We start from the raw sequence: 26,381 nt of genomic DNA, 5'->3' as shown, positions 1-26,381 counted from the left end.
CTCGCCGCCGGGGGCAGGGGCGGCTCTTCGCACCCTACGCGCTCGATGTGCCGTTGTGCGGGACTCGGACACACCTTCCGCGGCAACGATTTCAGCGGTCGCCGGCCGCTGCAGGGCAGTGCTGGCACGAAAAATCGCCGCCGACGTGGGGGAAACCGGTACGGATCAAGCCTTCCCGGCGGGGGCGACGGCGGCCATCGACCGGTCGAGGCACGCGGCGAACGTCTCCGCGGCCCCGCCGGCGAGCCACGCGTGCTGCGCGGCGAGCAGGCACGAGAACGCGGCGCCGGCGACGGCGGGGAGCGCTGGGTCGGTCGGGTCGGACGGCGTGCCACGGGTTTCGGCGCGTTCGCGCAGCACGATCTCGGCCGCCGCCGCCATGCGGTGCAGCTTCTCGAGGTAGCTCGCCAGCAGTGCGGGCGTCGCGAAGACGATGCGCTGCATGGGTTCGGCGACCTCGTGCTTGCCGGGCGCGTCGACGTAGGGCACAAGCAGGTCGAACACCCTGCGCAGCGAGGTCCAGGCCGGTTCGTCGAGCGGCCGCTCGCGCAGCCGCTCGACCATCGTCTCGGCCAGCACCTCGAACTTGCCGACGATCAGGTCTTCCTTGGTGGGGAAGTAGCGGAACAGGCTGCGCCGCGACAGGCCCGCGGCCTCGGCGACGTCGTCCATCGTCGTGCGCTCGTAGCCGTGCTCGACGAACAACCGCTGCGCTGCCTCGGTGATGTCCTGCTGCACGGCCCGGCGGGTCCGTTCGCGCAGGCCGGGGCGGTGGTCGGTCACCGGGCCACCCTAGCAGTGTCCGGCAGAGTTGGCACTGAGTGCCACAAGTGGCGTATAGTGCCGATGAGGCAAGCCGAGAACGAGGAGCGTCATGTCCGGACCGAAGACGATCGTGATCACCGGTGCCAGTGACGGCATCGGTGCGGCCGCGGCCCGCCGCCTGCACGCCGACGGCCACCAGGTCGTGGTCGTCGGGCGCTCGCCCGCCAAGACCGAGGCCGTCGCCAAGGAGCTCGGGGTCGAGCACCACACCGCCGACTTCGCGCGCTTCGCGCAGGTGCGCGACCTTGCCGCCGCGCTCGACGCGGCCCACCCGCGCATCGACGTGCTGGTGAACAACGCCGGCGGCATCTTCGGCGACCGCGCGAAAACTGCCGACGGCTTCGAGAAGACCCTGCAGGTCAACCACCTGTCGCCATTCCTGCTCACCACGCTGCTGATGGACAAGTTGGTGGCGTCGCGCGCGTCGGTGATCCAGACGTCGAGCTCCGGTGCCCGGCTCTTCGGCGACCTGCGCCTCGACGACCTCGATCACGACGCGGCGTTCACCCCGCACAAGGCCTACGGCACCGCGAAGCTGGAGAACATCCTGTTCACCCGCGAGCTTCACACCCGTTTCCACGCGCGGGGCCTGTCCGCGGCGGCCTTCCACCCCGGTGCGGTCGCCACGGCCTTCGCGACCGAGAGCTCCAGCTTCTTCCGGCTGGTCTACACGAACCCGCTCGGCCGGATGGTCATGGTGAGCCCGGAGAAGGGCGCGCGCCAGCTGGTCTGGCTGGCGACCACGGCGCCGGGCGTCGACTGGGAGTCCGGGGCGTACTACGAGCGCGGCAAGCCCGCCCGGCGCGTGAACCCGCAGGCGACCGACGACGACCTTGCGCGCCGGCTGTGGGACCGCTCGGCCGAGCTCGTCGGTTCGAAGACCGCCTGAGGCTCAGCGGGGCCGGAGGCCGGCCACGACCAGGTCCAGCAGCCGCGACGCCAGCTCGCGCTGGTCTTCGTGTCCCGCGATGAGGGTGACGCCGCCGATCGCCATCATCACGTCGTCGGCCGGGACGTCGGCGCGCAGCGTCCCGGCTTCGGCCGCGGCGGTCAGCATGCGGTCGATCGCCGTGCGCAGCAGGTCGCGGCTGTGCGTGCGCAGGCCTTCGCGGGCGGCGAGGATGCCGGGCAGCGCTTCGGCCATCCCGTTCTTGGTGAGCATGTAGTCCACGAACCGCTCCGCCCACGCGCGCAGGGCGGCGTCGGGTGCCAGCTCGGCGAGCAGGTCCGCGGCGGATCCGGCCAGACGTTCGGTCTCGCTGCGGTAGGTCGCCTCCACGAGGTCTTCCCGGGCCGGGAACCGCCGGTACAGCGTGGCGATGCCGACGCCGGCCTCCTTCGCGATGGCCTTGAGCGAGGTGTCCGCCCCCTGGCGGGAAAACGCGCGCGCCGCGGCCTCGAGGATGCGGTCCTGGTTCTCCCGCGCGTCGGCCCTCAGCGACCGTCCGGTGTTCGTCACGCCACTCCTCTTTGCTAAGTGGACCCGAATCCACTTATAGTCGTAAGTGGAACCGGCTCCATATACGAGGCTAGCGGAGCAGAGAGGACAGCACCATGACCCAGCGAGTGACCTCGCCTTTCGGCGCGACGTCCACGGCGGCCGAGGTGGTCGCCGGGGTCGATCTGACCGGTCGGCGCGCCGTCGTGACCGGGGCGGTGTCGGGGATCGGCGAGGAGACAGCCCGCGCGCTCGCGTCGGCCGGCGCGGAGGTGACCCTGGCCGTGCGCGACCCGGCGGCGGGGCAGCGGGCGGCGCGGGAGATCGTGGCGAGCACGGGCAACGCGGCCGTGCACGTGGCCACGCTGGACCTGGCCGGCCCGGCTTCGGTCAGCGCGTTCGTGGCGGCCTGGGAAGGGCCGCTGCACATCCTGGTGGCCAACGCCGGCGTGATGGCCACACCGGAGCGCCGGACGGCGCAAGGCTGGGAGCTGCAGTTCGCCACCAACCACCTCGGCCACTTCCAGCTGGCGACCGGTATGCACGGAGCGCTCGCCGCGGCGGCCCACGCCCGCGTGGTCGTGGTCAGCTCGGTGGGACACATCAACGGCGAGGTCCTCTTCGACGACGTCTCCTTCGCTCGCACGCCGTACGATCCGTGGGCGGCCTACAGTCAGTCGAAGACGGCCAACATCCTCTTCGCCGTCGAGGCCGCCCGGCTCTGGGCGGCCGAGGGGATCGCGGTCAACGCGCTCAACCCGGGCCGCATCTGGTCGACGCACCTCGGCCGGCACATGGACAATCCGCCTTCGGCCTTCGATCCCTCCGGCGCGACCGGCGTGTCCGTGAAGGACATCCCGCAGGGCGCCGCGACCTCGGTGCTGCTCGCCGCGTCGCCGCTCGTGGACGGCGTGACCGGGAAGTACTTCGAGGACTGCGAGGAAGCCGAGCCGTTCACCGCCGGGGTGCGGCGCGGCGTCGCCGACTTCGCGCTCGACCCGGCGAAGGCGCGGCGGCTGTGGACGCTTTCGGCGGAACTGCTCGCCGAAGCGGGTTATCCGGTCGTCTGACCGGCACGCCGGTGTGGTGCCGGGTGCACGGATGCACCACACCGGCGCGGGCCGTCACTCGCGCAGGAACGTGAGCAGTTCCGCGTTGAAGGTGGCGGCGTGGGTGACGTTGAGGCCGTGCGGGGCGTCCTCGACCAGCACGAGCCGGCTGTCGGGAATGGCCTCCGCGGTCCGCTTCCCGCTGACCTCGAACGGCACGATCGCGTCCGAGTCGCCGTGGATGACCAGCGTCGGGATGGTGAAGGCCTTCAGGTCGTCGCGGAAGTCGGTCTTGGTGAACGCGGTGGTGCAGTCCAGCGTGCCCTTCGGGGAGGCGAACGCGGCGATCACCGTGTTGTAGGCGTGCACCGAAGGGCTGACCAGGTCGGTGCGGCCCTTCACGGAGAAGAAGTTCGTGACGAACCCTTCGACGAAGGCGGGGCGGTCGGCGCGGATCCCGTCGTGGAAGCCCGTGAGCGCGGCCTCGTCGAGACCGCCGTCGGGGTTCCCGTCCTCCTTGAACAGGTACGGCGGCACGGCCGCGGCGAACACGGCCTTGGCGACGCGGCCGGTGCCGTAGCGACCGACGTAACGCGCGACCTCGCCGCCGCCCATCGAGAAGCCGACGAGCGTGACGTCCGTGAGGTCGAGCGCCGCGAGGAGCTTGTCGAGGTCGTCGGCGAGGGTGTCGTAGTCGTAGCCGTCCCACGGCTGCGACGATTGCCCGAAGCCGCGGCGGTCGTAGGTGATCACGCGGTAGCCGTCTTCGACCAGCGCCGGAACCTGGCCCTCCCACGAACGGCTCGACAGCGGCCAGCCGTGGATCAGCACGACCGGGCGGCCCGCGCCGTGGTCTTCGTAGTAGAGCTCGATCGGCGCGCCGTTTTCTTCCCCGACTGTCACCTTGGGCATGAGCTGTCCTCTCGTTGCCGAACGGAGTGGGTATGGAGCCTCGGGCGTGGCGTCGTTGCCGGCACCGGTGCTGCCGCCGTGAACGCTAGTCGGGCGCGGTGGTGTGGCGGCAATACCGCGACCGGTGAAGTTCCCGGGTCCGGCGCCGTGAACTGCGTGTCGTTCGCCGGAGTTCTCTTATCGGACAACGGAACTCGGCCGGCGAGGCAGTTTTTCGGCGGTGGCCGGTTCACGATCGTCCACCGCCGGGGGTAAGAACGGACGTCCTCAGTGGACAGCCGGACCCGGTCACCGCGCGGCCATCCCCGCGGTGAGCGAGCCCCGCGCCGCGCGACGGGCCGGGAGGGCCGCGGCGATCGGGGCGGCGAGCACGGCGGCGGCCAGCAGCACCGCGAGCCGGGCCCAGGGCAGCGTGAAGAGCACAGGCTCGGCGTCCGTGGAGGCCACGCGAGCGATCAGCCACGCCGAACCGACACCGAGCAGCAGGCCGCAAGCCGCGCCGAACACCGCGACGAACACCGACTCGGCTGCCAGTGCCGCACGCAGCCCGCCCCTCGTCAGGCCGAGAGCGCGCAGCAGGGCCGATTCGCGCGTGCGTTCGAGGACCGAGAGCGACAGAGTGTTGGCGATCCCGGCGAACGCGATCAGCACGGCGAGCGCGGTCAGCGCCCACAGCAGGTCGAGCGTGCTGCGCAGCGGCGCCGACAGCTGGTCTTCCAGGTCCGCGATCGTCTTCAGCTTCGCCAGCGGAGTCGGTTCGAGCGCCCGATCCAACGCGGTTCCGACCTGGTCGGTGTCGGCGCCATTCGCCAGTTTCACCAGCACACTGCCGTCGTGTTCGCTGTCCGGCATCGCGATCTTCGGCAGCTCACCCAGGTCGACGAGCGCGAGGCCGAGGTCGGCGCCCGGCGCGTCGACGCTGTCGTAAACGGCCACGACCCGCAGCGACGACCCGGAAGCCGTGCGCACGGTCGCGCCTGCCGAGAGCCCGGTCTCTTCGGACAGCTGCCGGCTCACGGCGAGCTCGCCGGGGCCGAGCCGGTCGAGCGCGCCGGAGAGGACCACCGGTCGCAGCAGCGTGCCGAGCGCGTCACCGCGCACGGCGGTCATGCCGTAGCCACCGAGCGAGCCGAGGTCGCCCGTGAACTCGGTGACCGATGCCGTGGCCGCGACCCCCGGCACCGCCGCGAGCGTCGCAGGCAGGGTCGCCGGCAGTTCTTGCCCGTTGACCACCGAGGTCACCGTGAACTCTGCTCGCAGCTGCTGCTCCACGCCTTGGCCGCGGCCGGCCTCGACGCCTGCGGTCACCGTGGTCACGAGCGCGACGACGGCCAGCCCGATGGTCAGCGCCGCGGCGGTCGCGGCCGTGCGACGCGGGTTGCGATCGGCGTTGAGCGCCGCGAGCTTCGCGGGCTCACCCAGCACCGGTGAGGTGACGGCGCCCAGCACCCGCACAGCGGGCCCGGCCAGCAGCGGCCCGACCGTGAGCAGTGCGCCGAGCAACGCGACCATCGCACCGACGGCCAGCACCGCGCCGTCCTGGGTCTCCGCCGCGAGCGCGGCCACCGCCGCCCCGACTCCGGCCACGAACAGCACGGCCGCGACGATCGCGCGGGGCCGTCCCGCGCGGGCCTGGCGTCCTTCGACCGGCTTTCGCAACGCCGCCACGGGCGCCACGCGCGTCGCGGCCCGCGCCGGGGGCACGGCTGCCAGCACCGTGACCAGCACGCCGACGACGAGCGCCAGCACCGCGGTCCGCGCGGTGAGCGGGACGTGGACCGGCGCTCCCGGCGAGCCGGTGATCACCTGCAATGCGGCGGCGACCCCGAGCCCGCCGAACAGTCCGACGACGGACGCCACCACCCCGACCACGGCCGCTTCGCCCAGCACCGCGCCGAAGACCTGCCGTTTCCCGGCGCCCACGCACCTCAGCAGCGCCAGCTCGTTCGCGCGCTGCGCGACCAGGATCGTGAACGAGTTGGCGATCACCATCGCGGCCACGATCATCGCCAGCACGGCGAACGCGGTGAAGAACTTGGTGAGTCCCGCCGAGTCGGGCGCGGTCGTGCTCAGAAGTTCGGCGGCGGCTTTGCTGCCGGCGGTCACAGAGATCCCGTGGCCACCGACCGCCCGGTCGAGGTCGGTGACGAGCTGCGGCGGGGCGACCCCCTGCGCCGCCCGGACCACGATCTCGTCGAACTCCGCGCCGGGTGCCACCTGGCGCAGCCCCTCGGGTGTGAGGACCAGGTCGTCGGCCCCGATCCCGGCGTCGGTCGGCCGGCTGAAGGTGCCGACGAGGGTGTAGGCGTGTTCTTTGCCCTGCTGGTCGAACAGCGTTGTCCGCTGCCCGAGCGAGAAGCCCTCGGCGGTGGTCTCCTCCATCGCGAGCTCGCCGGGCTGCTGTGGGAACCGGCCACCCGCCAGGTCGAACGGCCGCAACGCGGCGTCGGCGGGCAGCGCGGTGGCGGCCGCGTCGGTCGCGTGCCCGGAGGCGTCGCGGATCGGCGCGCTCACGGTGACGCGGCCCTCCGCCGCTGCGACGCCGGGCGCTGCGCGCACCTTCGCGAGCAGCGCGTCGTCCAAGGCCGCGCCGCGGGTCTGGCTGACGACGGCGTCGACCCCGCGCAACTGGACGGACACGGCGTCGCGGAGCCCGGCTCCGACGGCCCCGGAGAGGATGAACGAACCGGACACGAACGCCACGCCGAGGGCGATCGCGACGGCTGAGAGCAGCAGGCGCAGGGGCCGGGCCCGGACCCCCGCGGCGATGACGCGCAGCATCACACCCCCAGGCCGGTCAGGGCGGCCAGCACGGAGTCGGCCGTCGGACGGGGCACGTGGGCGGCGACGCGACCGTCGGCCAGCAGCACGCCGTGGTCGGTGTAGGAGGCGGCGACGGGATCGTGGGTCACCATCACCACCGTCTGGCCGAGCTCGCGCACCGACGCGCGAAGGAAGCCGAGCACCTCGGCACCGGAGCGCGAGTCGAGGTTGCCGGTGGGCTCGTCGGCGAACACGACCGCCGGCCGCCCGATCAGCGCCCGGGCGCATGCCACGCGCTGTTGCTGGCCGCCGGACAGTTCCCCAGGGTGGTGGCGCAGGCGTTGCCGCAGGCCGAGCGCGTCGACGACCACCCGCAACCACGCCGGGTCGGGCTTGCGGCCGGCCAGGCGCAGGCCGAGCAGGATGTTCTCCTCGGCCGTCATCGTCGGCAGCAGGTTGAACGACTGGAACACGAATCCGACGTGGTCGCGGCGCAGCCGGGTGAGCGCCGCGTCGGAGAGCCCGGTGAGTTCGGTCCGTCCGATCCGGACGCTGCCCGAGTCCACGGTGTCCAGTCCGGCGAGGCAGTGCATCAGCGTGGATTTGCCGGAGCCCGACGGCCCGAGCACGGCGGTGAACCGCCGTGCCGGGAAGTCGAGGGACACGTGGTCCAAGGCCCGCACCGCCGTGTCACCTCGCCCGTGGATCTTGACGACCTGCCGCACTCCCGCCGCCACGGGACTGTCCACTGTGTCTGGTCGCATCCGCTCTCTCCCCGACCTCGTCGCGCCGCGCTCGGCGCCTCGGCACGAGCTTGGCGAGGCCGTGCTGAAGCCTTCCTGAAGAACCCTGAAGATCGCTTCAGGTACCTGTGCGGGCTTCTGGGAAGATCGGGGCCATGAGGGTACTCGTGGTCGAGGACGAGAAGCGGCTGGCCGAGACGCTGCGGTGGGGGCTCGAGGCCGACGGGTACGCCGTGGACCTCGCCCACGACGGCGAGGCGGGGCTGGAACTGGGGCAACTGCACCCGTACCAGGTGATCGTGCTGGACATCATGCTGCCGAAGCTCAACGGCTACCGGGTCTGCGCCGCGCTGCGCGAGCGCGGGGTGACGACGCCGATCCTGATGCTGACGGCCAAGAACGGCGAGTACGACGAGGCGGAGGCCCTCGACACGGGCGCCGACGACTTCCTCAGCAAGCCGTTCTCCTACGTCGTGCTCACCGCCCGCCTGCGCGCGCTGGCCCGCCGCGGCCGGGCGGGCGCCGCGGCGACGCTGACGTTCGGCGACCTGGTGCTCGACCCCGCGAAACGCACTTGCCGGCGCGGCGGTACGCCGGTGGCGCTGACCACGAAGGAGTTCGCCGTGCTCGAATGCCTGCTGCGCCAAGAAGGGCACGTGGTGGCCAAGCACGAGATCCTCGAGCAGGTGTGGGACGTCGCGTACGAGGGCGATCCGAACATCGTGGAGGTCTACGTGAGCGCGCTGCGGCGCAAGCTGGACGCGCCGTTCGGGCGGCGCACGATCGCCACCGTGCGCGGCGTGGGCTACCGGCTGGTCGCCGACGCGCCCGGCGCGTCGCATGAGTAGGTGGTGGCCCGAGTCCGTGCGGCGGAGCACGGCGCTCGCGGCGGTGCTGCTCAGTGTGCTGGTCTTCGGGCTGGGCTGGTGGGGGATCCGGCAGTTCGTGGCGACGCAGCTGTCGCGCAACGCCGTGCAGGCGACCCGGGTGCAGCTCGAGCGGGTTGCCGACGGGTACCGCCTGGGTGTCCTCGACTCGGCGGTTCTCAACGGCGACGCGATGTTCGAGGTGGTCGCCGACGACGGCCGGGCCGTGGTCCACAGTGGCAACTTGACCCGGCTGGATCCCGCGTGGCAGCCGCTGCCGCCGGCCCCTCGCGACGCGCCGCACGACTGGACGACCACCACGACCGCCGCGCTGCACCCGGGAACCCACCCGCAGTGGCGCGAGTACCGCACCTACACCGTGGTGGGCACGGTCGTCGACGACGCGCCGGCCGCACTGGTGGAACCGCTCGGCCGCGAAGGCTCCACTGTGGACACCGGATTGTCACGGGCCGCCTCGAGCACGCACTACCGGTTGACGCTTTACCTGTTCGTGCTCCCGTGGGACACGCTCACCACACTGACGCTGTTGGGCAAAACCCTCGAGGTGTTCGTGCCGCTGGCGGTGCTCCTCACGGCGCTCGTCGCGTGGTTCGCCGCCGGTCGTGCGCTGCGGCCCGTGGAGGCGATCCGCGGCGAACTCGCCGAAGTGAGTGGCAGCCAGCTCGGCCGCCGCGTGCCGGTGCCGCGCTCGCGTGACGAGATCGCGCGCCTGGCGCACACGACCAACGCCACGCTCGACCGCCTGCAGCAGGCCCACGAACAGCAGGAACGATTCGTCGCCGACGCGAGCCACGAGCTGCGCAGCCCCCTGGCGAATCTGCGGACCGGCCTGGAGGTCGCCCTGGCGCACCCGGAGCGCGCCGACTGGCCCGCCGTCGCCGAACGCTCGCTGCTCGACGTCCGGCGCCTGCACCGCATCACGGCCGACCTTCTACAGCTCGCCATCGACCCCGGTCGCGTCGAGCCGGTGGAGGTCGACCTGGCGGACGTGGTGCGTGAGCAGGTCGCCGAACGCTCGGCCGCGCCCGGCAGTCCGACCGTTCGATCCTTTGTGGACGGACCCGCGCGAGTGCTCGGTGAACCCGTGCAACTCGAACGCCTGCTGCGCAACCTCCTCGACAACGCGGTGCGCCACGCGACCTCCGCCGTGACCGTCACTGCGGGTCGCGACGACACCTCCGTAGTGCTGGAAGTCCTCGACGACGGTCCCGGCATCCCGCCGGCGGATCGTGAACGCGTCTTCGACCGCTTCGCCCGCCTCGACGACGCGCGCGCCCGCGACGCCGGTGGCTCCGGCCTGGGCCTCACGCTGGCACGGGCGATCGCCCGCCGCCACGGCGGTTCCCTCGTGGTGGCGGACTCGTTTTCCGGCGCCCGGCTGGTCGCGCAACTGCCGGCCGCGGACTGACGAGGTCGCTACGTCGTTGTCGGAGTGCTCGGCGTGCTCGTGCCTCCGCACGCCGAGACGACGGCGCCGACGGCCGTGGCGACCTGCGTCGCGGCCGTGCGCAGCGCGGTGACGTCGAGCGGCTGGGTCGTCAGCACGGTCTGCAACTGCTGAAGCGCCGCTCCGGCGTTGTCGAGGTCGGCCTTCGCTTCCGGGCCGAGTACGTCTCGGGCCGCGTCGAGGGACGACCGCAGGTCACGCGCCGCCGTGGTCACCTCGTCGCGGCTCGCCTGGCCGGTGACGAGCGAGGCCGTCTTGGTCGCGAGGTTCTGGGCCGCCGTGGCGACGGCGGCGCACTCGGTGCGCGAGTCACGCGAGGTCGGCGCGGGCGAGGCCGGAGTGGACGCCGGGCTGGACGGCGCCGGCGTCGGTCCACTTTGGTTTCCCGCGCACGCGGTGGTGACCGCGAGCGCGCCGAGCAGCGCCGCGACGGCCGCGACGGCCCGCCGCGCCCTGGGGTGGCGTCCGGCGCCGGTTTCCTTGGCCACGTCCGCCTCCTCGTCTGCGCGCCGACGGTGGTCTGCCCGCCATCGTCTCCGCGCGGGCCGCGCGCCCGCCTCGCCCGGTCCGGGTGAGCTGCACGGCCCTTGACGTCCTCGGCGCCCGCAATTTACTGTCCTATCACTAAATGATTTGTGACTATCGCACAGTGATAACATGGCAGTGATGACGGTGGAGGTGGCGTGATGACGCGCTCAGACGGCGCGGGGCTGCCCGCCACGGCGCGGGCGAGCGTGGCGCTGCCGGACGCGACGGGGGAGGTCCGCTCGTTCGACCTCGTGCCGGCCGGGCTCGGCGAAGGCTGGCTGCAGGTCATCGCGTCGGGGATCTGCGGCACCGACGTGGGGTTGTTCGGCCGGGGTGTCGCGGAGCCGACGGTGCTGGGACACCACGTCGTCGGCCGCGTGGCCGCGCTCGGTGCCGAGGCGGCGCGGCGACGTGACCTGGCCCTCGGCGATCGCGTGGTGCTGGAGGAGTACCTGCCGTGCGGCCGGTGCCCGACGTGCGCGACCGGGCCCTACCGGCTGTGCCCGGAGACCGACCTGTGGCGCGGCGGCCGGCGCGTGGGCCTGCTCCCGGCGGCCGAACGCCCCGGCCTCACCGGCGGCAATGCCGAGTTCACGTTCCTCCCGGCCAACGCGGTGACCCACCGCGTGCCGTCCGGGCTGAGCGACGACCTCGCGGCCTGGGTGCTCCCCTACGCCAACGCGATCGACTGGGTGACCGGCGCCGGAGCGCTGCGCGGTGGGGAAACCGTCGTGGTCCTCGGGCCGGGTTACCACGGGCTCGCGGTCGCCGCGGCGGCGCGGCGCGCGGGTGCCGGCCGGGTGTTCGTCACGGGCCTGGCCCGCGACACGCAACGGCTGGAGATGGCCGAGGCGCTGGGAGCGCATCCGGTGGTCGTGGCGGAAGAGACCGTCCGGTTCGGACACCTCCCGGAAGGCGTGGCGGACGTCGTCGTCGACACCGTGGGCAGCGACCCGTCCGTACTCGACCCCGCCGTCGCCCTGCTCGGCCACGGCGGGCGCCTCGTGCTGACGTCCCCGAAGAACCCGGCGCCCATCACCCTTGACTCGGCTTCGCTGTTCCGGCAAGGACTTCACGTCGCCGCCGTGCGCGGCCGCTCGCCGGAAGCCATCGCCGACGCCCTCACCTCGCTCACCGCCGGCGACTCCGGCCTCGACGCCGTGCCGACCGTGGAGGTCGACCTAGACGGCACTGCCGAGATGCTCACGCGCCTGGCCGCCGGCACCGGGCCCGAGTCGCCCCACGTCGTCGTCCGGCCCGCCGCCTGACCCGAACCGCACCCACCACGAGAAGGAGTCTGTGTTGCTGACACGCGAGCAGAACGAGCGGCTCGTCCGCACGAACAAGGGCACCGAGATGGGGACCTTGCTGCGCCGCTACTGGATCCCGGCCCTGCTGGCCGAGGAGATCCCGGAGCCGGACTGCCCGCCGGTGCGCGTGCAGCTGCTGGGGGAGCGGCTCATCGCGTTCCGCGACACCGCGGGCCGGATCGGGCTCATCGACGAGTTCTGCAGCCACCGCACCGCGTCGCTCTTCTTCGGCCGCAACGAGGAATGCGGGCTGCGCTGCGCCTACCACGGCTGGAAGTACGACGTGGACGGCAACTGCGTCGACATGCCCTCGGAGCCGCCGGAGAGCCGCTTCCGCGAGAAGATCAAGCAGACCGCCTACCCCTGCGTCGAACGCGGTGGCGTGATCTGGACGTACCTCGGCCCGCCCGAGCTCAAGCCGGACCTGCCCGAGCTGGAGTGGGCCACGCTGGCCGACTCGCAGGTGTTCGTGTCGAAACGCTTGCAGGAGACCAACTTCATGCAGGCGATGGAGGGTGGCATCGACTCCAGCCACGTCTCCTTCGCGCACCGGTTCAACATGGACGACGACCCGATGCACGCCGGGACCGCCGGGCTGGAGTACCTCAAAGCCGACACCCGCCCCAAGTTCGAGGTCATCGAGTCCGACGGCGGCCTGCTGATCGGCGCGCGGCGCAACGCCGGCGACGAGGAGTACTACTGGCGCGTCACGCAGTGGATCATGCCGTGGTACACGATCATCCCGCCGTTCGGCACGCACAACCCGCTGGGCGCGCACGCCTGGGTGCCGATCGACGACGAGACCTGCTGGGCGTGGAGCATCAACTACCACCCGACGCGCGACCTACGCGAGGACGAGGTGGCCTCGATGCGCCGTGGTGAGGGCATCCACGCCAAGTACCTGCCCGGCACGTACCGGACGCTGGCCAACAAGGACAACGACTACCTCATCGACCGCGAAGCGCAGCGGCGCAAGCGCACGTTCAGCGGCGTCGAAGGCATCGCGGCGCAGGACTTCTCGCTGCAGGAGAGCATGGGCCCGATCGTCGACCGCACCAGGGAACGGCTCGGCACCAGCGACGCCGCGATCATCCTCGCCCGCCGCAGGCTGCTCGCCGCCGCCGAAGAAGCCGGCGAGAACGGCGACCCGCTGCCCGGCGACCGGGCCGAGCACCACCGTGTCCGTTCGGCTTCGGTGCTGCTGCCGAAATCGGTGCCGTTCAACGAGGGCGCGCAGGAAGCGCTCGTCGTGCAGCCCGGCGAAGAGTTCGTGTCCATCTGACCCCGCACCCCGGAAGGAGGGACGCGGCCATGGCCGAACCCTCGTGGCCCCGCCGGTCCTACGAAGCCGGCGTGCTGCTGATCCCGCTCGACGCCGACGCCCGCGCGTGGGCCGAGAGCCGCGTCGCAACCGGATTGGCCGGCATCACCGTCGCCGACGAACCGCCGCACTCCCAACAGCGCTTCGAACCCGAGCCGCTGTCCGCGACGGGCGCGGGCCGGGCCGTGAGCAGTCCCGTCGAGCAGGCGGTGCACGAAGCCGACGTCGTCGTGCTGCTGGCCCTCGACCTGCCGAAGGTCGATCGCGCCGCCGTCGGGGAGATCGGCGACGCGGCGCGGCCGGCCGGGAAGCTGCTCGGCGCGGTGCTCGTCAGTCCCGGGGCGCGGTGGGAGGATCCCGCCGCGCACCTCGCCGTCGCCGCGATCCGGGAGTCGGCCGACAACGTGGTGATCCTCAAGGACGACGCCTTCGTGACCGCTTTCCTGCAAGTACTGCGTGGTGGTGCGCGCGACGACGAGCTCGCCGGGGGTGCCGCGCGATGACGGAGGAGACGACCCGCGCCGTGCGGGTGGTGCAGGCGCGCTGGGAAGCCGAGGGCGTGGTGTCGCTGCGGCTGCGAGCCGCCGACGACCGGCCGTTGCCGTCGTGGACGCCCGGCGCGCACCTGGACGTTGTGCTGCCTTCGGGGCTCGTGCGGCAGTACTCCCTCTGCGGGGAACCGGGTTCGGCCGACTACACCGTCGCCGTGCTGCGCGAAGCGGCCGGGCGTGGCGGATCGGCCGAGATTCACGACACGGCCCGGCTCGGGCGGGAGCTGCGGATCCGCGGGCCGCGCAACCGCTTCGAGCTCGAACCCGCCGGTCACTACGTCTTCGTCGCCGGCGGCATCGGCATCACCCCGCTGCTGGCGATGATCCGCCAGGCCGCGGACCACGGCGTGCCCTGGCAGCTGCACTACGGCGGGCGGCGGCGCGACACGCTGGCGTTCACGCGCGAGCTGACCGAGCTCGCGCAGCGCGGCAACGGTGAGATCCACCTGCGCAGCGACGACGTCGAAGGGCCGCTTCCCCTGCCGGACATCGTCCGCGCAGCCCCCACCGGGGCGATGCTGTACGCGTGCGGACCCGGCGGGCTGCTCACGGCACTGGCCGAGACCGTCGAGCGGGAGAACCCCGCTCTGCCGGTGCGGTTCGAGCGGTTCACCGGCGAACCCGCCGAGCCGATCAGCGACACCGCGCAGGAGTCCTTCGAGGTTGAGCTGGCGCGGACCGGCGAGACCATCACCGTCCGATCCGGACAGTCCATTCTCGACGCGGTGCGCGGCCAACGCCCGGACATCCTGTCCTCCTGCGAGGAAGGGTTCTGCGGCACCTGCGAGACCAAGGTGCTGGCGGGGGAGCCCGTGCACCGCGACACGCTCCTCAGCGCCAAGGAACGCGCGAAGAACACCACGATGATGATCTGCGTCGGCGGCTGCGCGTCCGCCCGGCTCGTGCTCGACCTCTAGCGGAGACCGGCTTTCCCGGCCGGTCCCGCCTCTCCCCGGCGGCGCGGGTGTCCCCGTCCGCGCCGCCCGGCACCCCATCACGGAGGCTCAACGATGAGCGTTGCCCCGGCGGCCCCGGTCGCCCTGTCCAAGTACCGCTGGCTCGTGCTGTTCGCGTGCTGGTTCTCCTTCACCCTCACCTCCATCGACCGCTCGACGTGGGGCCCGGCCGCGGTCTTCGTCGGGCAGGGCCTCGGCGTGCCGCTCGCGAGCCTCGGCGCGTTCGCCACCGCGTACTACGTCGGTTACGTCGTGTCCAACGCCGTCGGCGGGGTGCTGTCCGACGCGATCGGCAGCCGGCGCACGCTCACCGTGTCGCTGTTCGGCGCCGGGGTGCTGATGATGGTCTTCGGCTCCACGACGTCGGCGGCGCTCGGCATCACCGTGCAGGCACTGGTCGGGCTGTTCGCCGGCGCCGACTACGCCGCCGGCATCCGCCTGGTCACCACGTGGTTCCGGCCGAACGAGCTCGGCCTGGTGATCGGCGTCTTCCTCACCGCGACGTCCATCGGCCTCGGCATCGCCAACGCGATCGTGCCGAGCCTGATCGCGTGGCACGGCTGGGAGACGAGCTACCACCTCTTCGGCGGGATCTCGATCGCGTTCTCGGTGGTGCTGTACTTCGTGCTCAAACCCGGCCCGCTCGGCACACCGCCGGTCAGCCGGAGCACCTCGGCGCGCCGCCGGTTCCTGCCCGACTTCTCGCTCGTGCTGCGCAACCGCAACCTGCTGTTCGTGAGCCTCGCCGGGTTCTGCGCCTTCTGGGGCGTCTACGGGTTCGTCACGTGGGCCAACGCGCTCATGATCAAGGGCCACCACATCTCGCCGGGCACGGCGGGGCTGGTCGTGGTGATCTTCTCGGTCATGGCCGCGATCGCCAAGCCGTTGCTGGGGTTCCTCGCCGACCGGTTCTTCCCGCACAAGCGCAAGCTGCCGATCATCGCGCTGTCGGGCATCTTCGGCGTGCTGCTGATCGTGTTCGGCACTCTCGGCGCGACGTCGACGTTCTTCTGGATGGGCGCGATCCTGGGCCTGTTCGCCTACGCGGCGATCACCTTGCTCGTCGCGTTCGTGCCTACGCTGGTCCCGGCCACCGTCACGGGGACCGCGGCCGGCACGACCAACGCCCTGTGGCAGCTGGGCACCACCATCGTTCCCGTGGTGGTCGGCGCGGTGTTCGCCGGCACCGGGTCGTTCCTCGCGGCGTTCGCGACGCTGGGCGCGGGGCCGCTGCTGGCGATGGTCCTGATGCTCGGGGTGCGCGAAAGCCGTGGCGAGCCCGAGCCGGCGGGGGCGCCGGCCCAGGTCAGCGCGGGTCGAGCGCGTGGCTGAGGTTCGCCGCCGCCTCGCGCACGCGGTCGATCACGAGGGCCCGGCGTTCGTCGTCCATCCGGAACGCCGGGCAGGGTGCGGAGATCGCGGCCACGACCTGGCCGCCCTCGTGCACCGCGGCCGAAACGGCCCACACGCCCTGGTCGATCTCCTCGTTGCTGATCGCCCAGCCGCGTTCGACGTCGTGCTCCACCTCGCGCAGGAACTCGTCGCGACCGCGGGCCGGAGGCTGGGCGCCCGACTCGAGCGCGGCGTCGACGTAGACCGCCCGCTCGGCGGGGGTCCTGGCGCCCAGCAGCAGGCGCACGCTCGCGCCCCGCAGCAGCGGCAGCGGCTGACCCGGCTCGAACGACAGCCGGAACCGGCTCGGCGTCTCGATCCGGTGGAAGCACACGGGCTGCCCGGCGACCATCCGCATGAGCAGCACGGCTTCGCTGATCTGCTCGGCCAGCCGGCGCATGTGCGGCTCGGCCAAGTCCACGATGGGCGTGGCCTGCCGGGCGGCCCGCCCCAGGGCCGCGACCCGCATCGACAGGTGGTACCGGCCGCGGTTGCCTTCTTCGATGAGGCCCATTTCCCGCAGCATGGCGACGTAGCGGTGCGCCGAGGGCACGGGGACGTCGACCTTCTCGGCGAGGTCCTTCACCGACGCCGTCGGGTGCTGCTCGGTGAACGCGAACAGCATCTCCAAAGCCCGCCGTGCGCTGTCCGCTCCGGTTTTCGCGCCTGCCACCCGAGTGTCCTCACCTGCCGTCGGGAGTCCCGCCGAAGCTGACGCATTGGCTGGGACCTTGGTGGAAGCCTATCATCACATGATTGCGAATTATCACAGGTTGATACAGGAGGGCATGGTGTCCCACCCCGACGACGCGGTGAAGCGCTCGGTCTCGGCACGGATCTTCGCACTGCTGGACGTGGTCGCCGAAGCAGCCACGCCGCCGACGTTGAGCGCGATCGCCCGCGAGGCGAGCCTGCCGGTGTCGACCGTGCACCGGCTGCTCGGTGACCTCCTGCGCTCGGGCGCGCTCGTCCGCACAGCCGACGGCGGGTACCAGCTCGGGGAGCGCATCTGGCGCCTGGGTGTCGCGGCGCCGTGGGAACGCGAGTTCCGCGCGGCGGCCGCGGCCCACACCCACGCGCTCGCGCGGCGCACCGGCTCGGCGGTCGCCTTGAGCGCTCTGGACGGTACCCGCCTGTTCTGCCTCGACACCGTCGCCGGCCACGGAGAGACGGTCGTGCTGAGCCGGTCGGGCGACCCATCGCCGTTGTCGGCCACCAGCGCGGGGAAGATCCTGCTCGCCGGTGCGGCGAAGGACCGCGCGCCGGCCGTCCTGAGTGGACGGCTGCCGCGGTTCACGCCCTTCACCCCCGTCGCGCCCGGGCTGGTCCGGTCGCAGCTGGCCCGCGCGGCGCGGGTGGGGTACGCCACCGCGCACGCCGAGTACGTCGTCGGGTAGTCGTCCGTGTCGGTCGGGGTCGAGACCGGCCCGGACCGTGTCCCGCTGGCCCTCACCCTGCTGGCGCCGGCGTCGTTCCCGGATCTGGCCACGCTGGTCCGGCCGCTGCGGGACGCGGCGGCGGCGATCTCCGCCGCCCTCAGCTCACCGGCGCGGTCATCCCGGTCCGCGGCGCCGTGGCGAGCAGCAGTTCGGTGAGCTCCGATATCCGCGAGAAGAACGGCGAGTGGTCGGTGTCGAGCGAGACCACGTCCGTGATCCCGGCGGCGGTGTGCATCGCCCGCTGAGAGGCGATCGGAAGCGCCTTGTCCCGCAACGTCTCCACATAGGTCCGGGCCACCCCGTCCAGCGCGCCGTCCGGCAGCGACACCGGGTGTGTGTCGAACGCGAGGCTCTCCGGGACCAGCCGCGCGACCGCCCCGCGGGCGATCTCCGGATCGCACGCCTCGAAGAACGCCTCCACCTCGTGGGGCGCCGGCGGATACGTCAGCCCCGCGACGACGTCGATCTTCTTGCGCTGCGCGACGACCGACACACGGAACTGCTCGGTGGACGCGAGGTCGCGGAAGCTCTGCCCGTGGCCCGGCACGAACGCGCCCACGTATACGAGCCGCGCGATCCGCTCCGGTACCCGGGCGGCGACCTGGGTGGCCGTGATGCCACCCAGGCTGTGGGCCACGAGCACGACCTGCCCGGACGCCGCCTCGACAGACGCGCGCACCGTGGCGACTGCGTGCTCCAGCGTCGCGGCGCCGGCTTCGGCCGGGTCGGTGCGACCGGGCAGGTCCACCGCGTCGACGTGGTGCCCGCGTGAGCACAGATCCGCCGCGACCGCGTCCCAGCACCACCCTCCGTGCCACGCCCCGTGCACCAGGACGAACCGCGTTCCGGCCACTGCTCCTCCTTGAACGCCCCGTGGAAACCAGGTGTCCCAGGAAACCCCGGGCGAGCGTGCGCGCCAAGCATTTCTTCCCGCTTGGCGGAAATACCGGTCGCGGGGTCAACGGAAGGTCGGCGACGCGGTTCGCTCGGGTGGCTGGGGGAGTGCGAGTAGCTGATCGCCCCCTGCGTCGCGCCCGCGACTCGAAGTACATCAAGGCTTGCGGCTGCGGCCATTCGGCTAACCGCGCCGTCACTGTCCGGCAGCGTCCACATCGGAATATCGAACGGGTGCCGTGAGTCATCGGCGACGCCGCGCCCGAACGCGAAGACGAACTCGCCGAAATGCGGCATTCACGGCGGCCGAATGGGCGCGTTTTGCGAATGAAGTGGCGTGTTTCACAGTCGTACCAGTCCTGCGTGATCCGTGAACCGGCGCTCGAGCGGGCAGGTGAGCCGACGGCAAATACGGAGCCGGTGGCCACGATTCCCCAGCTGTGTCGTGGCAGTGCGCGCGCAAGGCCGCGTCGGTGATCGGTGCGGAAGACCGGCGCCGCCTTCAGAAGCTCGCCAAGGCGATGCGCGCGGCGGTGAAGGCCGGCGACATCGCCGCGTACAACGACATCAGCCAGGAATCGCACCACGTGATCCGCGAGCTGGGCGACCAGCGGACGGCCGTCGAGGTGCTGGAACGGCTGCGCTACCCCAGCGTGCGGTACCAGTTCCAGGTGTCGTTGCTGCCGGGACGGATCGAGGAAGGGCTCGCCGAGCACGTCAGCGTCATCGAGGCGGTCGCGTCGGGGGACGGGGACCGGGCCGAGGCCGCGATGCGAGCTCACTTGTCGAGCCTGGTCGGGTCCTTGCAGAAGCTCAGCGAGCTGGGCGGCCTGCCCAGGACGACGCTCGGTCGCACGCCGGCTTCATGACGCGTGCGGCCGGGCCGCGTGGAGATTCGTTTCGACGAGGTGATCGGCTTGGGTGAGCACGGAGCGGGGAGCGAAAGCGTGTCGGCTGCTCGGACACGGGAACTGCCGGGGCCGGTCGCCGGGCCGGTGCTGTCGCGTGCGGGCTGACATGGTGGGCACCGAAGGCGCGACGGGGCCGTCCGCGGAAGAACGAGAACAGCCGCTCGGGTCTACGGCGGCCCCTGCGATCAGCGACGCCATCCGCGACACGATCCTCCGGGGCGAGTTCGTGCCGAACCAGCGGCTGGTCGAAAGTGACCTGGCCGACCAGTTCGGCGCGAGCCGCAGCGCCGTCCGGTTCGCGTTGCTGGAGCTGATGAACGAAGGGCTGATCGAGCGGGTCCGGAATCGGGGAGCCCGCGTCCGCGCGGTGTCGCTGGACGAGGCCGTCGAGATCTGCGACGTCCGCCTGATGCTCGAACCGTTGTGCGCCTCACTCGCCGCGATGCGGGCCGACGCGTCCGAGCGTCGGGCCCTGCACGCCCTCGGGGCCGCCATGCGAGCCGCCGTCGACGACGCGGATCTGGCTGGGCAGTCCGAACTCAACCACCGGCTGCACACACTCGTGCGCAAGCTCAGCGCCCACCACACTGCGACGGCCATCCTGGAACGCCTGCGGGCGCAGTCCGTGCTGCACCGCTTCCGCCTCACCACACGGCCCGGCCGAGCTCGCGAATCCCTCACCGAGCACCTCTCCATCATCTCCGCGATCTGCGACGGAGACGCGGACCGAGCAGCCGACGCGACGCGCCGGCACCTGCGCGCAGTTCTCGATGCTTTGCAACAGACCGGCGCCACGCCGTAGACGTCGACTTGATCGACTCGATGAGGGCCGAAATCCGGTACGTGCGCGAGCACGGCGGCGGGGCGATCGTCAACACGTCGTGGAGCCTCGTCGGCTCGGGTGAGGTGAGCTCCAGGCACCCGTCCGCGGGCGGTTTCGGTCCGCGGCGAGGTGTCCACTGTCCGTAATACCGGCAGCCCAGGCGGCCGGATCCGACCTCGGCAGACCGATGTGCCGACCCTTGTGCGGCCCGGGATACTGGTCTAATCTCTCGGGATGCAGTCTTCAGACCACTCCGAGCGGGCCTCGCTGCCGCAGCGGCGGTACTTGCGCGTGGCTCAGGCGCTTCTGAGTGAGATCCAGCAGGGGGGTTGGACTGCTGGGGCTCGACTGCCCTCGGACCGCGATCTCTCCGCCAAGTTCGAGGTGTCGAGGGCGAGTGTGCGCGAGGCACTGTTCGCGCTGGAATTGAGCGGTGCCATCGTGGTGCGGCACGGCGACGGTACCTACGTGGCCGACCTGAGCCGGGGGCTGTTCAAGGGCTCCGGACGTGAAATCGGCTCAACGCCCGAGCACGTCATCGCCGCGCGGCTGGTGGTCGAGCCACCGCTTTCCCGCCTTCTTGCGGCAAGTCCCGGTGATCTTGACCTGGACAAGGTGCAACACGAGCTCAACCTGGCGGCCGGCTTGATCGACGAGCCGGCGCAGCTTCCCGACTTCGTCAACCACTCGATGGCGTTCCACGCCGACTTGGCCGCAATGTGCCCGAATCACATTCTCAGCCACTTCGCGTTGGAACTGGTCGAGATCGATCGGCAGCCCCTGTGGGTCTTGATCAACCAGATCGTGCTGCAGGACCGCGAAAATCGCCTCAAGTTGATCAACGATCACCAGCGCATCCTCGACGCGATTCGTAGTGATGGCCCGCGCGACGCGGAGGACGCCATGAGGGATCACTTGCGGCTGAACAAGGAACAGCTCTTCCCCGGACAGGCGGGTGTCGAGTGGCCAGGTCTCTGACCGCATCCCAGAAGAGGAATCATGACTGACAGTGTCACGGGAAAGTACGTCCAGGTCACCTACGATCCCGCGAATCCACCGGCTGACGGCCTGTTGCTGAGTGCGGCCGACGTCCCCGAGATCCAGAACTGCCTCGGTGTGGTGACGATCCCACCAGGATCGCCCAAGACCGACACGATCGCGCACGCCACTTCCGAGGTCATGTACGTTGCCCAAGGGGCTGGTCGGCTGCACACCGACCAAGGCGTTCTGGATTTCGAGCGAGGCCAGGCGATTTTCATCCCGGCGGCTTCGTGGCACGCGCTGGAAAACACCGGAGGCGAGGACCTCGTTTCCGTGTTCTCCTTCCCCTCTCCTTCGCGGCCGTCAACGCGCGCCCAAAGGGTGTCTTGAGGACCCGACAGGCAATACTCGAACGTAGGAAGTAGAATCATGGCATTCGATGCGAAAGCCGCCATGAGCAAAAAACCCAGGTCACTCGGTGAAATCATCGATGGCATGGGGCTCACCCGAACCCACTATCTGGCACTTGCTCTTGTGGTGCTGGGCGGCCTCTTCGAGGTTTTCGAGCAGCTCATTCTCTCGGCGCTCGGCCCCTCTCTGCAAAAAGATCTCGGCATCGATGCCTCCGCCTTGGCACTTCTCTCCACGGTAAGTCTCATCGCCATTGTCATCGGCGGCATCGTGGGTGGTGTAATCGCGGACGTGCTGGGCCGCAGGAGCCTGCTGGCCGTCAGCCTGGGAATCTACTGCCTGGGCTCGGTGCTGTCGGCCATGGCGCCCAACTCGACCGTTCTCGGTGTCACCCGGGTCGTGACCGGCCTGGGGGTCGGCGGTGAGATCGCGGTCGGGCTCACCTACCTGTCCGAGCTGACACCGACCAGGGTCCGGGGCGTATTCGTTTCCCTGTTCAACACGATCTCCGCGGGCGTCGGCTTGTTTCTCGCCTACGCCTACACGTTGCTCGTGATCGGCCCGTTCGCCTCGGCGGTCGGCGCCGGTGACAACGACTGGCGGTGGGCCTTCGGCTTGCTGGGGCTTCCCGCTGTCTTGATCTTCTTCTTCAGGCGGTATCTGCCCGAGACGCCGGCCTATCTCTTGAGCCGGGGCAAGATCTCGGAGGCGAACGAGGCTCTCACCCGCCTGGCGACCGGCAGGCTGCGCCTGCGAAGCGGTGAAATCCACCCCTATGTCGACAGTCAGACCGCTGCCGTCTCGGAGAGCGCACAGGGCGACGGGCCCGCGTCCCAGGCGTTGAAGAGTGTCCTCGCCAAGCCACTTCGCCGGCGCACGATCGCCTTGGGGATCGCGGCGTTCCTCGCGTGGGGCGCGCAGTTCAGTGTGGTGCTGCTGATGCCGATCATGCTGGTCAACCGGGGTTATTCGGTGCAGGGCAGCGTGACGTTCACCATGCTGCAGAACCTGGGCGGCCTCATCGGCTGCGCGATCGCCTCGTACGGCGGATTCGCCATTTCGCGCCGAACCGTGGTCTGTGTGGGTGCTGTGTGCAGCGCCGTTGCCGTGCTGGCCTTCGCCATCTTCGCCCAAGGCGATGCGCTCATCCTGACGCTGGGGTTTGTGTTCCAGATCTTCGTGCTCCTCGTCAACACCACCATCTGGACTTGGGCGCCGGAGCTCTTTCCGACCCGGGTTCGCAGTTTCGGAACGGCTGTCGTCGTCAACACCGGTTTTGTCGGCGGTGCGGTTCTTCCGTTGATCGCCAGCTCTCTTCTGCAAGGTGTCGGCCAGTTCTGGGTGTTCGCCATCGTGGCCGTGATGTATTTGGGGTTGGGGCTGGCGGCGCTGTTCGTTCCGGAAACCCATCGGGTTCCCCTCGAGGTACTTCACGGCTCCGGGCAGTGATTTCGTGAGTGAGGATATGAGGTCGATGCAAGAAATTTCGAGCAATCTGAGCCGGAACCTGGTCGGCTATGGCAAGGATGTTCCGGTCGTCCGGTGGCCCGACGCCGCCAATGTGGCCGTCAATCTCGTGGTGAACTACGAGGAGGGCTCTGAGTACTCCCACGAGATGGGAGATGGCGAGAACGACAGTCTTGCCGAAGTGGAGTACGCCTTTCCGGCTCATCTGCGGGATCTGGCCAAGGAATCGATGTACGAGTACGGCAGCCGGGTCGGCGTGTGGCGATTGCTTCGCCTCTTCGACGAGTACGACATCAAGGCCACCTTTTTCGGCTGCGCTGTCGCCTTCGAGCGCAATCCGGAGGTCGCCTCGGCGGCCCGGGAAGCCGGGCACGACCTGCTCGGGCACGGGTGGCGCTGGGAAGAGCAATGGCGGTTGTCGCGCGAGGAAGAGGCGAACCGGATCAAGAAGGCTGTCGCGTCTTTCAAGGAGACGTGGGGGGAAGCGCCCAGCGGCTGGTACTGCCGCTACGGCCCTTCGATCAACACGCGGGAATTGGTCGTGGAGCACGGAGGATTCCTCTACGACTCGGACGCCTACAACGACGATCTGCCGTATTACGTCGACGTGAGCGGAGTCCGGCATCTCGTCGTCCCTTATTCGCTGACCTACAACGACATTCAGGGAACCCGCTCACCGAGCCTGTTTCTCGACTACCTGAAGCGTGGCTTCGACGAACTGTGGCTCGAAGGCTCGAGGGGCCGTCCCAAGATGATGTCCATCGGCCTTCATCCCCGGCTGGTGGGGCAGGCGGCACGGACGGGTGCGTTGCGGGAGTTCATCGAATATGCCCAGGCCAAGGGTGGAGTCTGGTTCGCGCGCCGCGCGGATATCGCCCGCTGGTGGAACGAGCACTCGGCGGAATTCGTCAAGGGGCAGGCCTAGGTACTGCCTTCTCTGAGATTGAGATCGGCTGGCCGGTCCTGGGCATGGGACGGGTCTTTCGGTGGCAGGACGAGAAGCTCGGCCAACTCGTCCGTCGCGCCGAAATACCCGTCCCGGTATCACCGCCTACGGCGCCGGCGGTGAACGCGCCGGTCACCCTCGCCCGCCGCGATGCCGCCCCCAGCCGATGGCGGCGGCGGTGATCCCCGCGCTCACACCATTTCCCAGGCGGCACCTCCCTTGAACGCCTTCGGGGCGCGACCGGTGGCGGAGAGCGTGAGCAAGCCGCCGCCCATCAGGAGCCGGGCGCGCACGGTGAACGCGGGAAAGCCGGGCCAATTCCGGGTGCACCCAGCAGGTACAACAGTCCTGTGTTGACGGCGGCCAATGAGCTGACCGTCAGCAGCGGCGCGGCGGTCTTCGCGCTGCCCTCGGTGCCGTCGAAGCTCATCAGGCTCACTTGGCGGGATGGGGCGAGGAGGCCGGCGACGCCCATCGTAAGGGCGAGCGCGCCACTCGCGGCCACTGTCCACTGTGCACCGTTTCGGGGCCGTGCGGTCATCGACGGGGGCTCCGTTCGGTTCGGATGGTGACGACGATGCCGATCCAGTGCTTGTGCGGCGGCCGGAATCGGTCCGTCCACAGCACCAGCCGGGCGGCGAGGTACTTGCGGGTCATGAGCTTGCGGATGCGAGCGGTTTCGTCGCGGTCCGCCAGGCGAGCGGTTCCCTCGCCGCTCGACGCGTCGTCCGGGATGCGACCCTGACCGTCGGACGGGCTCAAGCGCACGCGGGCGTTGTTGCGGAGCCTCTTGACTTTCCCGCTGCCCGGAGGGGTGAGCATGCACACCCGGCCTTGATCGTCGACGGCGACGCCGAGAACGGTCGGCACCGCACGGCCGTCCCGCCGGAAGGTGGTCAGGCTGACGTGGTGGCTCTTGCCGAGCTCGCCGAGCAAGCTCATGCCCGCACCGCCGCCACGTCGAACCCGGACCGGATCCGGCCGGCCGGACCTTCGTCCGGGGAGACGTTCACCGAGCTCCCAGCTCGCCGCCGTCAGTCCGCGCACCGACGCGCACGCGCAGGTGCTGATCGGGGCGGTGGTCGGGCCCGCAACCGCGCGGCTGCGGGAAGCGGGCGGCCTGTGCGGCGGCCCCCGGCCCTGTTCGGCCGACCGTGTCGAGCGTCGGAATCGGAGCGTCGGCCCGACGAAGAAGCCGTCGCCGGTGACCGGTTCAGGAGCCTGGGCCACGTGGCGGCCGTGGTGGGGTCATTGCCGCGCAGGTGATCACGAGTGCGGCGAGGATGAGCAGCGTGAGGAAGAGTTCGACCAGGGCGTTGACGAGCAGTTCGGTTGCCATGGCTCAGTCCCGTCGGTGGTCAGCGGGCTCGGGTGTGCGGCGTGGCAGGAAGCTGGTTGCGGTGACCGTGGCCAGGATGAGGACGATCACCGCCAGGGAGATCGGGGTGGGGATCTGCGGCACGGCGGGCCAGACGCCGTGTGCCCAGTGCAGCACGAGTTTGACCCCGATGAACGCGAGGATGACGGCCAGGCCGTGGTTGAGGTGGCGGAGTTTCGCCAACGCCGTGTGCAGCACGAAGTACAGGGCGCGCAGGCCGAGCAGGGCGAAGGCGTTGGTGGCGAACACCAGATAGGGGTCTTCGGTGATGCCGTAGACCGCGGGCACCGAGTCGATCGCGAACACGACGTCGGTGGTGAACACCGCCACCACCACGACCACCAGCGGAGTGAACACCCGCCGCCCGCGCCGGCGCACGGTCAACCGGGCTCCCTGGTAGTCGTCGGTGATCGGGATGAACCTGCGCAGCAGCCGCACCGATCGCATCCGTGAGGGGTCCGGCTCGGTATCGGCGTCCGTGAGCGCCTGGTGCAGGATCTTCACCGCCGAGGCGAAGAGGACCAGCCCGAACACGAGGAACGCCCAGGTTCCCGCCGCCAGCAGTGCGGCGCCGGCCGCGATGAACGCCCCCCGCAGCACGAGTGCGCCGACGATGCCGTAGAGCAATACCCGCTGCTGCAGCGCGGACGGGACCGCGAACGCGGCCAGCAGCAGCATGAACACGAACAGGTTGTCCACCGACAGGGATTTCTCGACGACGAAGCCGGTCAGGAACTCCACCGCCTGGCCGCTCCCGAACGCGACCCACAGCCAGGCCCCGAACACCACCGGCAGTGCCAGGTAGAACACCGACCAGCCGACAGCCTCTCGCATCGACACTTCGTGCGGACGCCGCGTCACCATGAAGTCGGCGACCAGCAGCAAAAGCAGGACCGCGATGCTGATCAGCCACAACCAGAGCGACCCCACCGACTCGGCCGGAGCCGCCGCAACAACTTCCGCGGGCACAGGTACCTCCTCGAACGAGCGCGCACGGGCGCGTGTTCGA

Annotated in this window: 28 protein-coding genes; 16 read left to right on the top strand and 12 right to left on the bottom strand. The window is 70.6% G+C overall.

Annotated features, from left to right (window positions below):
- Positions 1–165: 165 nt before the first annotated feature.
- Positions 166–783: a helix-turn-helix domain-containing protein gene (locus AB0M56_RS18340; RefSeq protein ID WP_364177228.1), complete on the bottom strand. Its 618-nt coding sequence runs from the start codon at positions 781–783 to the stop codon at positions 166–168.
- A gap of 91 nt (positions 784–874) precedes the next feature.
- On the opposite strand from AB0M56_RS18340, the gene AB0M56_RS18335 reads away from it, so the two are divergent.
- Positions 875–1,714, top strand: a complete 840-nt coding sequence (locus AB0M56_RS18335; RefSeq protein WP_364177226.1) for an SDR family NAD(P)-dependent oxidoreductase — start codon at positions 875–877, stop codon at positions 1,712–1,714.
- A gap of 3 nt (positions 1,715–1,717) precedes the next feature.
- Here AB0M56_RS18335 and AB0M56_RS18330 read toward each other — a convergent pair whose 3' ends face one another.
- Positions 1,718–2,284 carry a helix-turn-helix domain-containing protein gene (locus tag AB0M56_RS18330; RefSeq protein WP_364177223.1) on the bottom strand — a complete coding sequence of 189 codons (567 nt, stop codon included), beginning with the start codon at positions 2,282–2,284 and terminating at the stop codon, positions 1,718–1,720.
- A gap of 95 nt (positions 2,285–2,379) precedes the next feature.
- Here AB0M56_RS18330 and AB0M56_RS18325 point away from each other — a divergent pair, with 95 nt between their 5' ends.
- The gene (locus AB0M56_RS18325) at positions 2,380–3,333 is read left to right on the top strand and encodes an SDR family NAD(P)-dependent oxidoreductase (RefSeq protein WP_364177220.1); all 954 of its coding nucleotides are present in this window, start codon (positions 2,380–2,382) and stop codon (positions 3,331–3,333) included.
- Positions 3,334–3,387: 54 nt separating this feature from the next.
- Here AB0M56_RS18325 and AB0M56_RS18320 read toward each other — a convergent pair whose 3' ends face one another.
- The 3 genes from AB0M56_RS18320 to AB0M56_RS18310 form a co-directional block, all read right to left on the bottom strand.
- Positions 3,388–4,224, bottom strand: coding sequence for an alpha/beta hydrolase (locus AB0M56_RS18320; protein ID WP_364177217.1), 837 nt, complete (start codon positions 4,222–4,224; stop codon positions 3,388–3,390).
- Positions 4,225–4,512: 288 nt separating this feature from the next.
- Positions 4,513–7,005 (bottom strand): FtsX-like permease family protein, encoded by a 2,493-nt coding sequence (locus AB0M56_RS18315; RefSeq protein ID WP_364177214.1) that lies wholly within the window; start codon positions 7,003–7,005, stop codon positions 4,513–4,515.
- Complete coding sequence (locus AB0M56_RS18310) at positions 7,005–7,751, bottom strand: ABC transporter ATP-binding protein (protein WP_364177211.1); 747 nt, start codon at positions 7,749–7,751, stop codon at positions 7,005–7,007. The genes AB0M56_RS18315 and AB0M56_RS18310 overlap by 1 nt, the downstream gene beginning before the upstream one ends.
- A gap of 134 nt (positions 7,752–7,885) precedes the next feature.
- Between AB0M56_RS18310 and AB0M56_RS18305 the strand changes: the two genes are divergently transcribed.
- Both AB0M56_RS18305 and AB0M56_RS18300 read left to right on the top strand, forming a co-directional pair.
- Positions 7,886–8,578 carry a response regulator transcription factor gene (locus AB0M56_RS18305; protein ID WP_364177208.1) on the top strand — a complete coding sequence of 231 codons (693 nt, stop codon included), beginning with the start codon at positions 7,886–7,888 and terminating at the stop codon, positions 8,576–8,578.
- Between the two features lie 16 nt (positions 8,579–8,594).
- Positions 8,595–10,025, top strand: a complete 1,431-nt coding sequence (locus AB0M56_RS18300; protein ID WP_364177205.1) for an ATP-binding protein — start codon at positions 8,595–8,597, stop codon at positions 10,023–10,025.
- 8 nt (positions 10,026–10,033) lie between these two features.
- On the opposite strand, the gene AB0M56_RS18295 is transcribed toward AB0M56_RS18300, so the two are convergent.
- Complete coding sequence (locus AB0M56_RS18295; RefSeq protein WP_364177202.1) at positions 10,034–10,552, bottom strand: hypothetical protein; 519 nt, start codon at positions 10,550–10,552, stop codon at positions 10,034–10,036.
- A gap of 198 nt (positions 10,553–10,750) precedes the next feature.
- Here AB0M56_RS18295 and AB0M56_RS18290 point away from each other — a divergent pair, with 198 nt between their 5' ends.
- The 5 genes from AB0M56_RS18290 to AB0M56_RS18270 all read left to right on the top strand — a co-directional run bounded on the left by AB0M56_RS18290 (position 10,751) and on the right by AB0M56_RS18270 (position 16,062).
- A complete protein-coding gene (locus tag AB0M56_RS18290) occupies positions 10,751–11,860 on the top strand; it encodes an alcohol dehydrogenase catalytic domain-containing protein (protein ID WP_364177199.1) in 1,110 nt (369 codons plus the stop codon).
- A gap of 34 nt (positions 11,861–11,894) precedes the next feature.
- Positions 11,895–13,184, top strand: a complete 1,290-nt coding sequence (locus tag AB0M56_RS18285) for a Rieske 2Fe-2S domain-containing protein (protein WP_364177196.1) — start codon at positions 11,895–11,897, stop codon at positions 13,182–13,184.
- Positions 13,185–13,213: 29 nt separating this feature from the next.
- Positions 13,214–13,726 (top strand): hypothetical protein, encoded by a 513-nt coding sequence (locus tag AB0M56_RS18280; protein ID WP_364177193.1) that lies wholly within the window; start codon positions 13,214–13,216, stop codon positions 13,724–13,726.
- Complete coding sequence (locus AB0M56_RS18275) at positions 13,723–14,691, top strand: PDR/VanB family oxidoreductase (protein ID WP_364177190.1); 969 nt, start codon at positions 13,723–13,725, stop codon at positions 14,689–14,691. Before AB0M56_RS18280 ends, AB0M56_RS18275 begins: the two co-directional genes overlap by 4 nt.
- Positions 14,692–14,784: 93 nt before the next feature.
- A complete protein-coding gene (locus AB0M56_RS18270; RefSeq protein ID WP_364177187.1) occupies positions 14,785–16,062 on the top strand; it encodes an MFS transporter in 1,278 nt (425 codons plus the stop codon).
- Here the strand turns inward: AB0M56_RS18270 and AB0M56_RS18265 are convergent.
- Positions 16,037–16,795, bottom strand: a complete 759-nt coding sequence (locus AB0M56_RS18265; RefSeq protein WP_364177184.1) for an IclR family transcriptional regulator — start codon at positions 16,793–16,795, stop codon at positions 16,037–16,039. The two genes, AB0M56_RS18270 and AB0M56_RS18265, sit on opposite strands and share 26 nt — an antisense overlap.
- Positions 16,796–16,910: 115 nt before the next feature.
- On the opposite strand from AB0M56_RS18265, the gene AB0M56_RS18260 reads away from it, so the two are divergent.
- Complete coding sequence (locus AB0M56_RS18260) at positions 16,911–17,519, top strand: helix-turn-helix domain-containing protein (protein WP_364177181.1); 609 nt, start codon at positions 16,911–16,913, stop codon at positions 17,517–17,519.
- A gap of 139 nt (positions 17,520–17,658) precedes the next feature.
- Here the strand turns inward: AB0M56_RS18260 and AB0M56_RS18255 are convergent, their stop codons facing one another.
- Positions 17,659–18,414: an alpha/beta fold hydrolase gene (locus AB0M56_RS18255; RefSeq protein ID WP_364177179.1), complete on the bottom strand. Its 756-nt coding sequence runs from the start codon at positions 18,412–18,414 to the stop codon at positions 17,659–17,661.
- Positions 18,415–18,895: 481 nt separating this feature from the next.
- Between AB0M56_RS18255 and AB0M56_RS18250 the strand changes: the two genes are divergently transcribed.
- The 6 genes from AB0M56_RS18250 (at position 18,896) to AB0M56_RS18225 (ending at position 23,973) form a co-directional block, all read left to right on the top strand.
- Positions 18,896–19,324 (top strand): FCD domain-containing protein, encoded by a 429-nt coding sequence (locus tag AB0M56_RS18250; protein WP_364177176.1) that lies wholly within the window; start codon positions 18,896–18,898, stop codon positions 19,322–19,324.
- Between the two features lie 136 nt (positions 19,325–19,460).
- Positions 19,461–20,168, top strand: coding sequence for a GntR family transcriptional regulator (locus AB0M56_RS18245; protein ID WP_364177173.1), 708 nt, complete (start codon positions 19,461–19,463; stop codon positions 20,166–20,168).
- 255 nt (positions 20,169–20,423) lie between these two features.
- Complete coding sequence (locus tag AB0M56_RS18240) at positions 20,424–21,167, top strand: GntR family transcriptional regulator (protein WP_364177170.1); 744 nt, start codon at positions 20,424–20,426, stop codon at positions 21,165–21,167.
- Between the two features lie 21 nt (positions 21,168–21,188).
- The gene (locus AB0M56_RS18235) at positions 21,189–21,560 is read left to right on the top strand and encodes a cupin domain-containing protein (protein WP_220241724.1); all 372 of its coding nucleotides are present in this window, start codon (positions 21,189–21,191) and stop codon (positions 21,558–21,560) included.
- Positions 21,561–21,599: 39 nt separating this feature from the next.
- The gene (locus tag AB0M56_RS18230) at positions 21,600–23,030 is read left to right on the top strand and encodes an MFS transporter (RefSeq protein ID WP_364177167.1); all 1,431 of its coding nucleotides are present in this window, start codon (positions 21,600–21,602) and stop codon (positions 23,028–23,030) included.
- 25 nt (positions 23,031–23,055) lie between these two features.
- Positions 23,056–23,973 carry a polysaccharide deacetylase family protein gene (locus AB0M56_RS18225; protein WP_364177164.1) on the top strand — a complete coding sequence of 306 codons (918 nt, stop codon included), beginning with the start codon at positions 23,056–23,058 and terminating at the stop codon, positions 23,971–23,973.
- A 295-nt stretch (positions 23,974–24,268) separates the two neighbouring features.
- On the opposite strand, the gene AB0M56_RS18220 is transcribed toward AB0M56_RS18225, so the two are convergent.
- The 4 genes from AB0M56_RS18220 to AB0M56_RS18205 all read right to left on the bottom strand — a co-directional run bounded on the left by AB0M56_RS18220 (position 24,269) and on the right by AB0M56_RS18205 (position 26,341).
- A complete protein-coding gene (locus AB0M56_RS18220; RefSeq protein WP_364177162.1) occupies positions 24,269–24,535 on the bottom strand; it encodes a hypothetical protein in 267 nt (88 codons plus the stop codon).
- Positions 24,532–24,936: a PPOX class F420-dependent oxidoreductase gene (locus tag AB0M56_RS18215; RefSeq protein WP_364177159.1), complete on the bottom strand. Its 405-nt coding sequence runs from the start codon at positions 24,934–24,936 to the stop codon at positions 24,532–24,534. The genes AB0M56_RS18220 and AB0M56_RS18215 overlap by 4 nt, the downstream gene beginning before the upstream one ends.
- A gap of 271 nt (positions 24,937–25,207) precedes the next feature.
- Entirely contained in the window at positions 25,208–25,333 is a 126-nt protein-coding gene (locus AB0M56_RS18210; protein ID WP_364177156.1) for a hypothetical protein, read from the bottom strand.
- Between the two features lie 3 nt (positions 25,334–25,336).
- On the bottom strand, positions 25,337–26,341 hold the full coding sequence (locus tag AB0M56_RS18205) for a TerC/Alx family metal homeostasis membrane protein (protein WP_364177153.1): 1,005 nt from the start codon (positions 26,339–26,341) through the stop codon (positions 25,337–25,339).
- Positions 26,342–26,381 lie beyond the last annotated feature (40 nt).

The sequence above is a fragment of the Amycolatopsis sp. NPDC051372 genome, from assembly GCF_040682095.1.
Taxonomy (GTDB): Bacteria; Actinomycetota; Actinomycetes; order Mycobacteriales; family Pseudonocardiaceae; genus Amycolatopsis.
Note: the sequence above shows the minus strand (reverse complement) of the source record. Positions and strands in the feature narration are given on the sequence as shown.

What these genes read in the sequence shown, in the direction of transcription:
- AB0M56_RS18335 (WP_364177226.1), top strand. Translation starts at nt 875, where the DNA reads ATGTCCGGACCGAAGACGATCGTGATCACCGGTGCCAGTGACGGCATC.
- AB0M56_RS18325 (WP_364177220.1), top strand. Translation starts at nt 2,380, where the DNA reads ATGACCCAGCGAGTGACCTCGCCTTTCGGCGCGACGTCCACGGCGGCC.
- AB0M56_RS18320 (WP_364177217.1), bottom strand. Translation starts at nt 4,224, where the DNA reads ATGCCCAAGGTGACAGTCGGGGAAGAAAACGGCGCGCCGATCGAGCTC.
- AB0M56_RS18315 (WP_364177214.1), bottom strand. Translation starts at nt 7,005, where the DNA reads ATGCTGCGCGTCATCGCCGCGGGGGTCCGGGCCCGGCCCCTGCGCCTG.
- AB0M56_RS18310 (WP_364177211.1), bottom strand. Translation starts at nt 7,751, where the DNA reads ATGCGACCAGACACAGTGGACAGTCCCGTGGCGGCGGGAGTGCGGCAG.
- AB0M56_RS18305 (WP_364177208.1), top strand. Translation starts at nt 7,886, where the DNA reads ATGAGGGTACTCGTGGTCGAGGACGAGAAGCGGCTGGCCGAGACGCTG.
- AB0M56_RS18290 (WP_364177199.1), top strand. Translation starts at nt 10,751, where the DNA reads ATGACGCGCTCAGACGGCGCGGGGCTGCCCGCCACGGCGCGGGCGAGC.
- AB0M56_RS18280 (WP_364177193.1), top strand. Translation starts at nt 13,214, where the DNA reads ATGGCCGAACCCTCGTGGCCCCGCCGGTCCTACGAAGCCGGCGTGCTG.
- AB0M56_RS18275 (WP_364177190.1), top strand. Translation starts at nt 13,723, where the DNA reads ATGACGGAGGAGACGACCCGCGCCGTGCGGGTGGTGCAGGCGCGCTGG.
- AB0M56_RS18270 (WP_364177187.1), top strand. Translation starts at nt 14,785, where the DNA reads ATGAGCGTTGCCCCGGCGGCCCCGGTCGCCCTGTCCAAGTACCGCTGG.
- AB0M56_RS18260 (WP_364177181.1), top strand. Translation starts at nt 16,911, where the DNA reads ATGGTGTCCCACCCCGACGACGCGGTGAAGCGCTCGGTCTCGGCACGG.
- AB0M56_RS18240 (WP_364177170.1), top strand. Translation starts at nt 20,424, where the DNA reads ATGCAGTCTTCAGACCACTCCGAGCGGGCCTCGCTGCCGCAGCGGCGG.
- AB0M56_RS18235 (WP_220241724.1), top strand. Translation starts at nt 21,189, where the DNA reads ATGACTGACAGTGTCACGGGAAAGTACGTCCAGGTCACCTACGATCCC.
- AB0M56_RS18230 (WP_364177167.1), top strand. Translation starts at nt 21,600, where the DNA reads ATGGCATTCGATGCGAAAGCCGCCATGAGCAAAAAACCCAGGTCACTC.
- AB0M56_RS18225 (WP_364177164.1), top strand. Translation starts at nt 23,056, where the DNA reads ATGCAAGAAATTTCGAGCAATCTGAGCCGGAACCTGGTCGGCTATGGC.
- AB0M56_RS18220 (WP_364177162.1), bottom strand. Translation starts at nt 24,535, where the DNA reads ATGACCGCACGGCCCCGAAACGGTGCACAGTGGACAGTGGCCGCGAGT.
- AB0M56_RS18215 (WP_364177159.1), bottom strand. Translation starts at nt 24,936, where the DNA reads ATGAGCTTGCTCGGCGAGCTCGGCAAGAGCCACCACGTCAGCCTGACC.
- AB0M56_RS18210 (WP_364177156.1), bottom strand. Translation starts at nt 25,333, where the DNA reads ATGGCAACCGAACTGCTCGTCAACGCCCTGGTCGAACTCTTCCTCACG.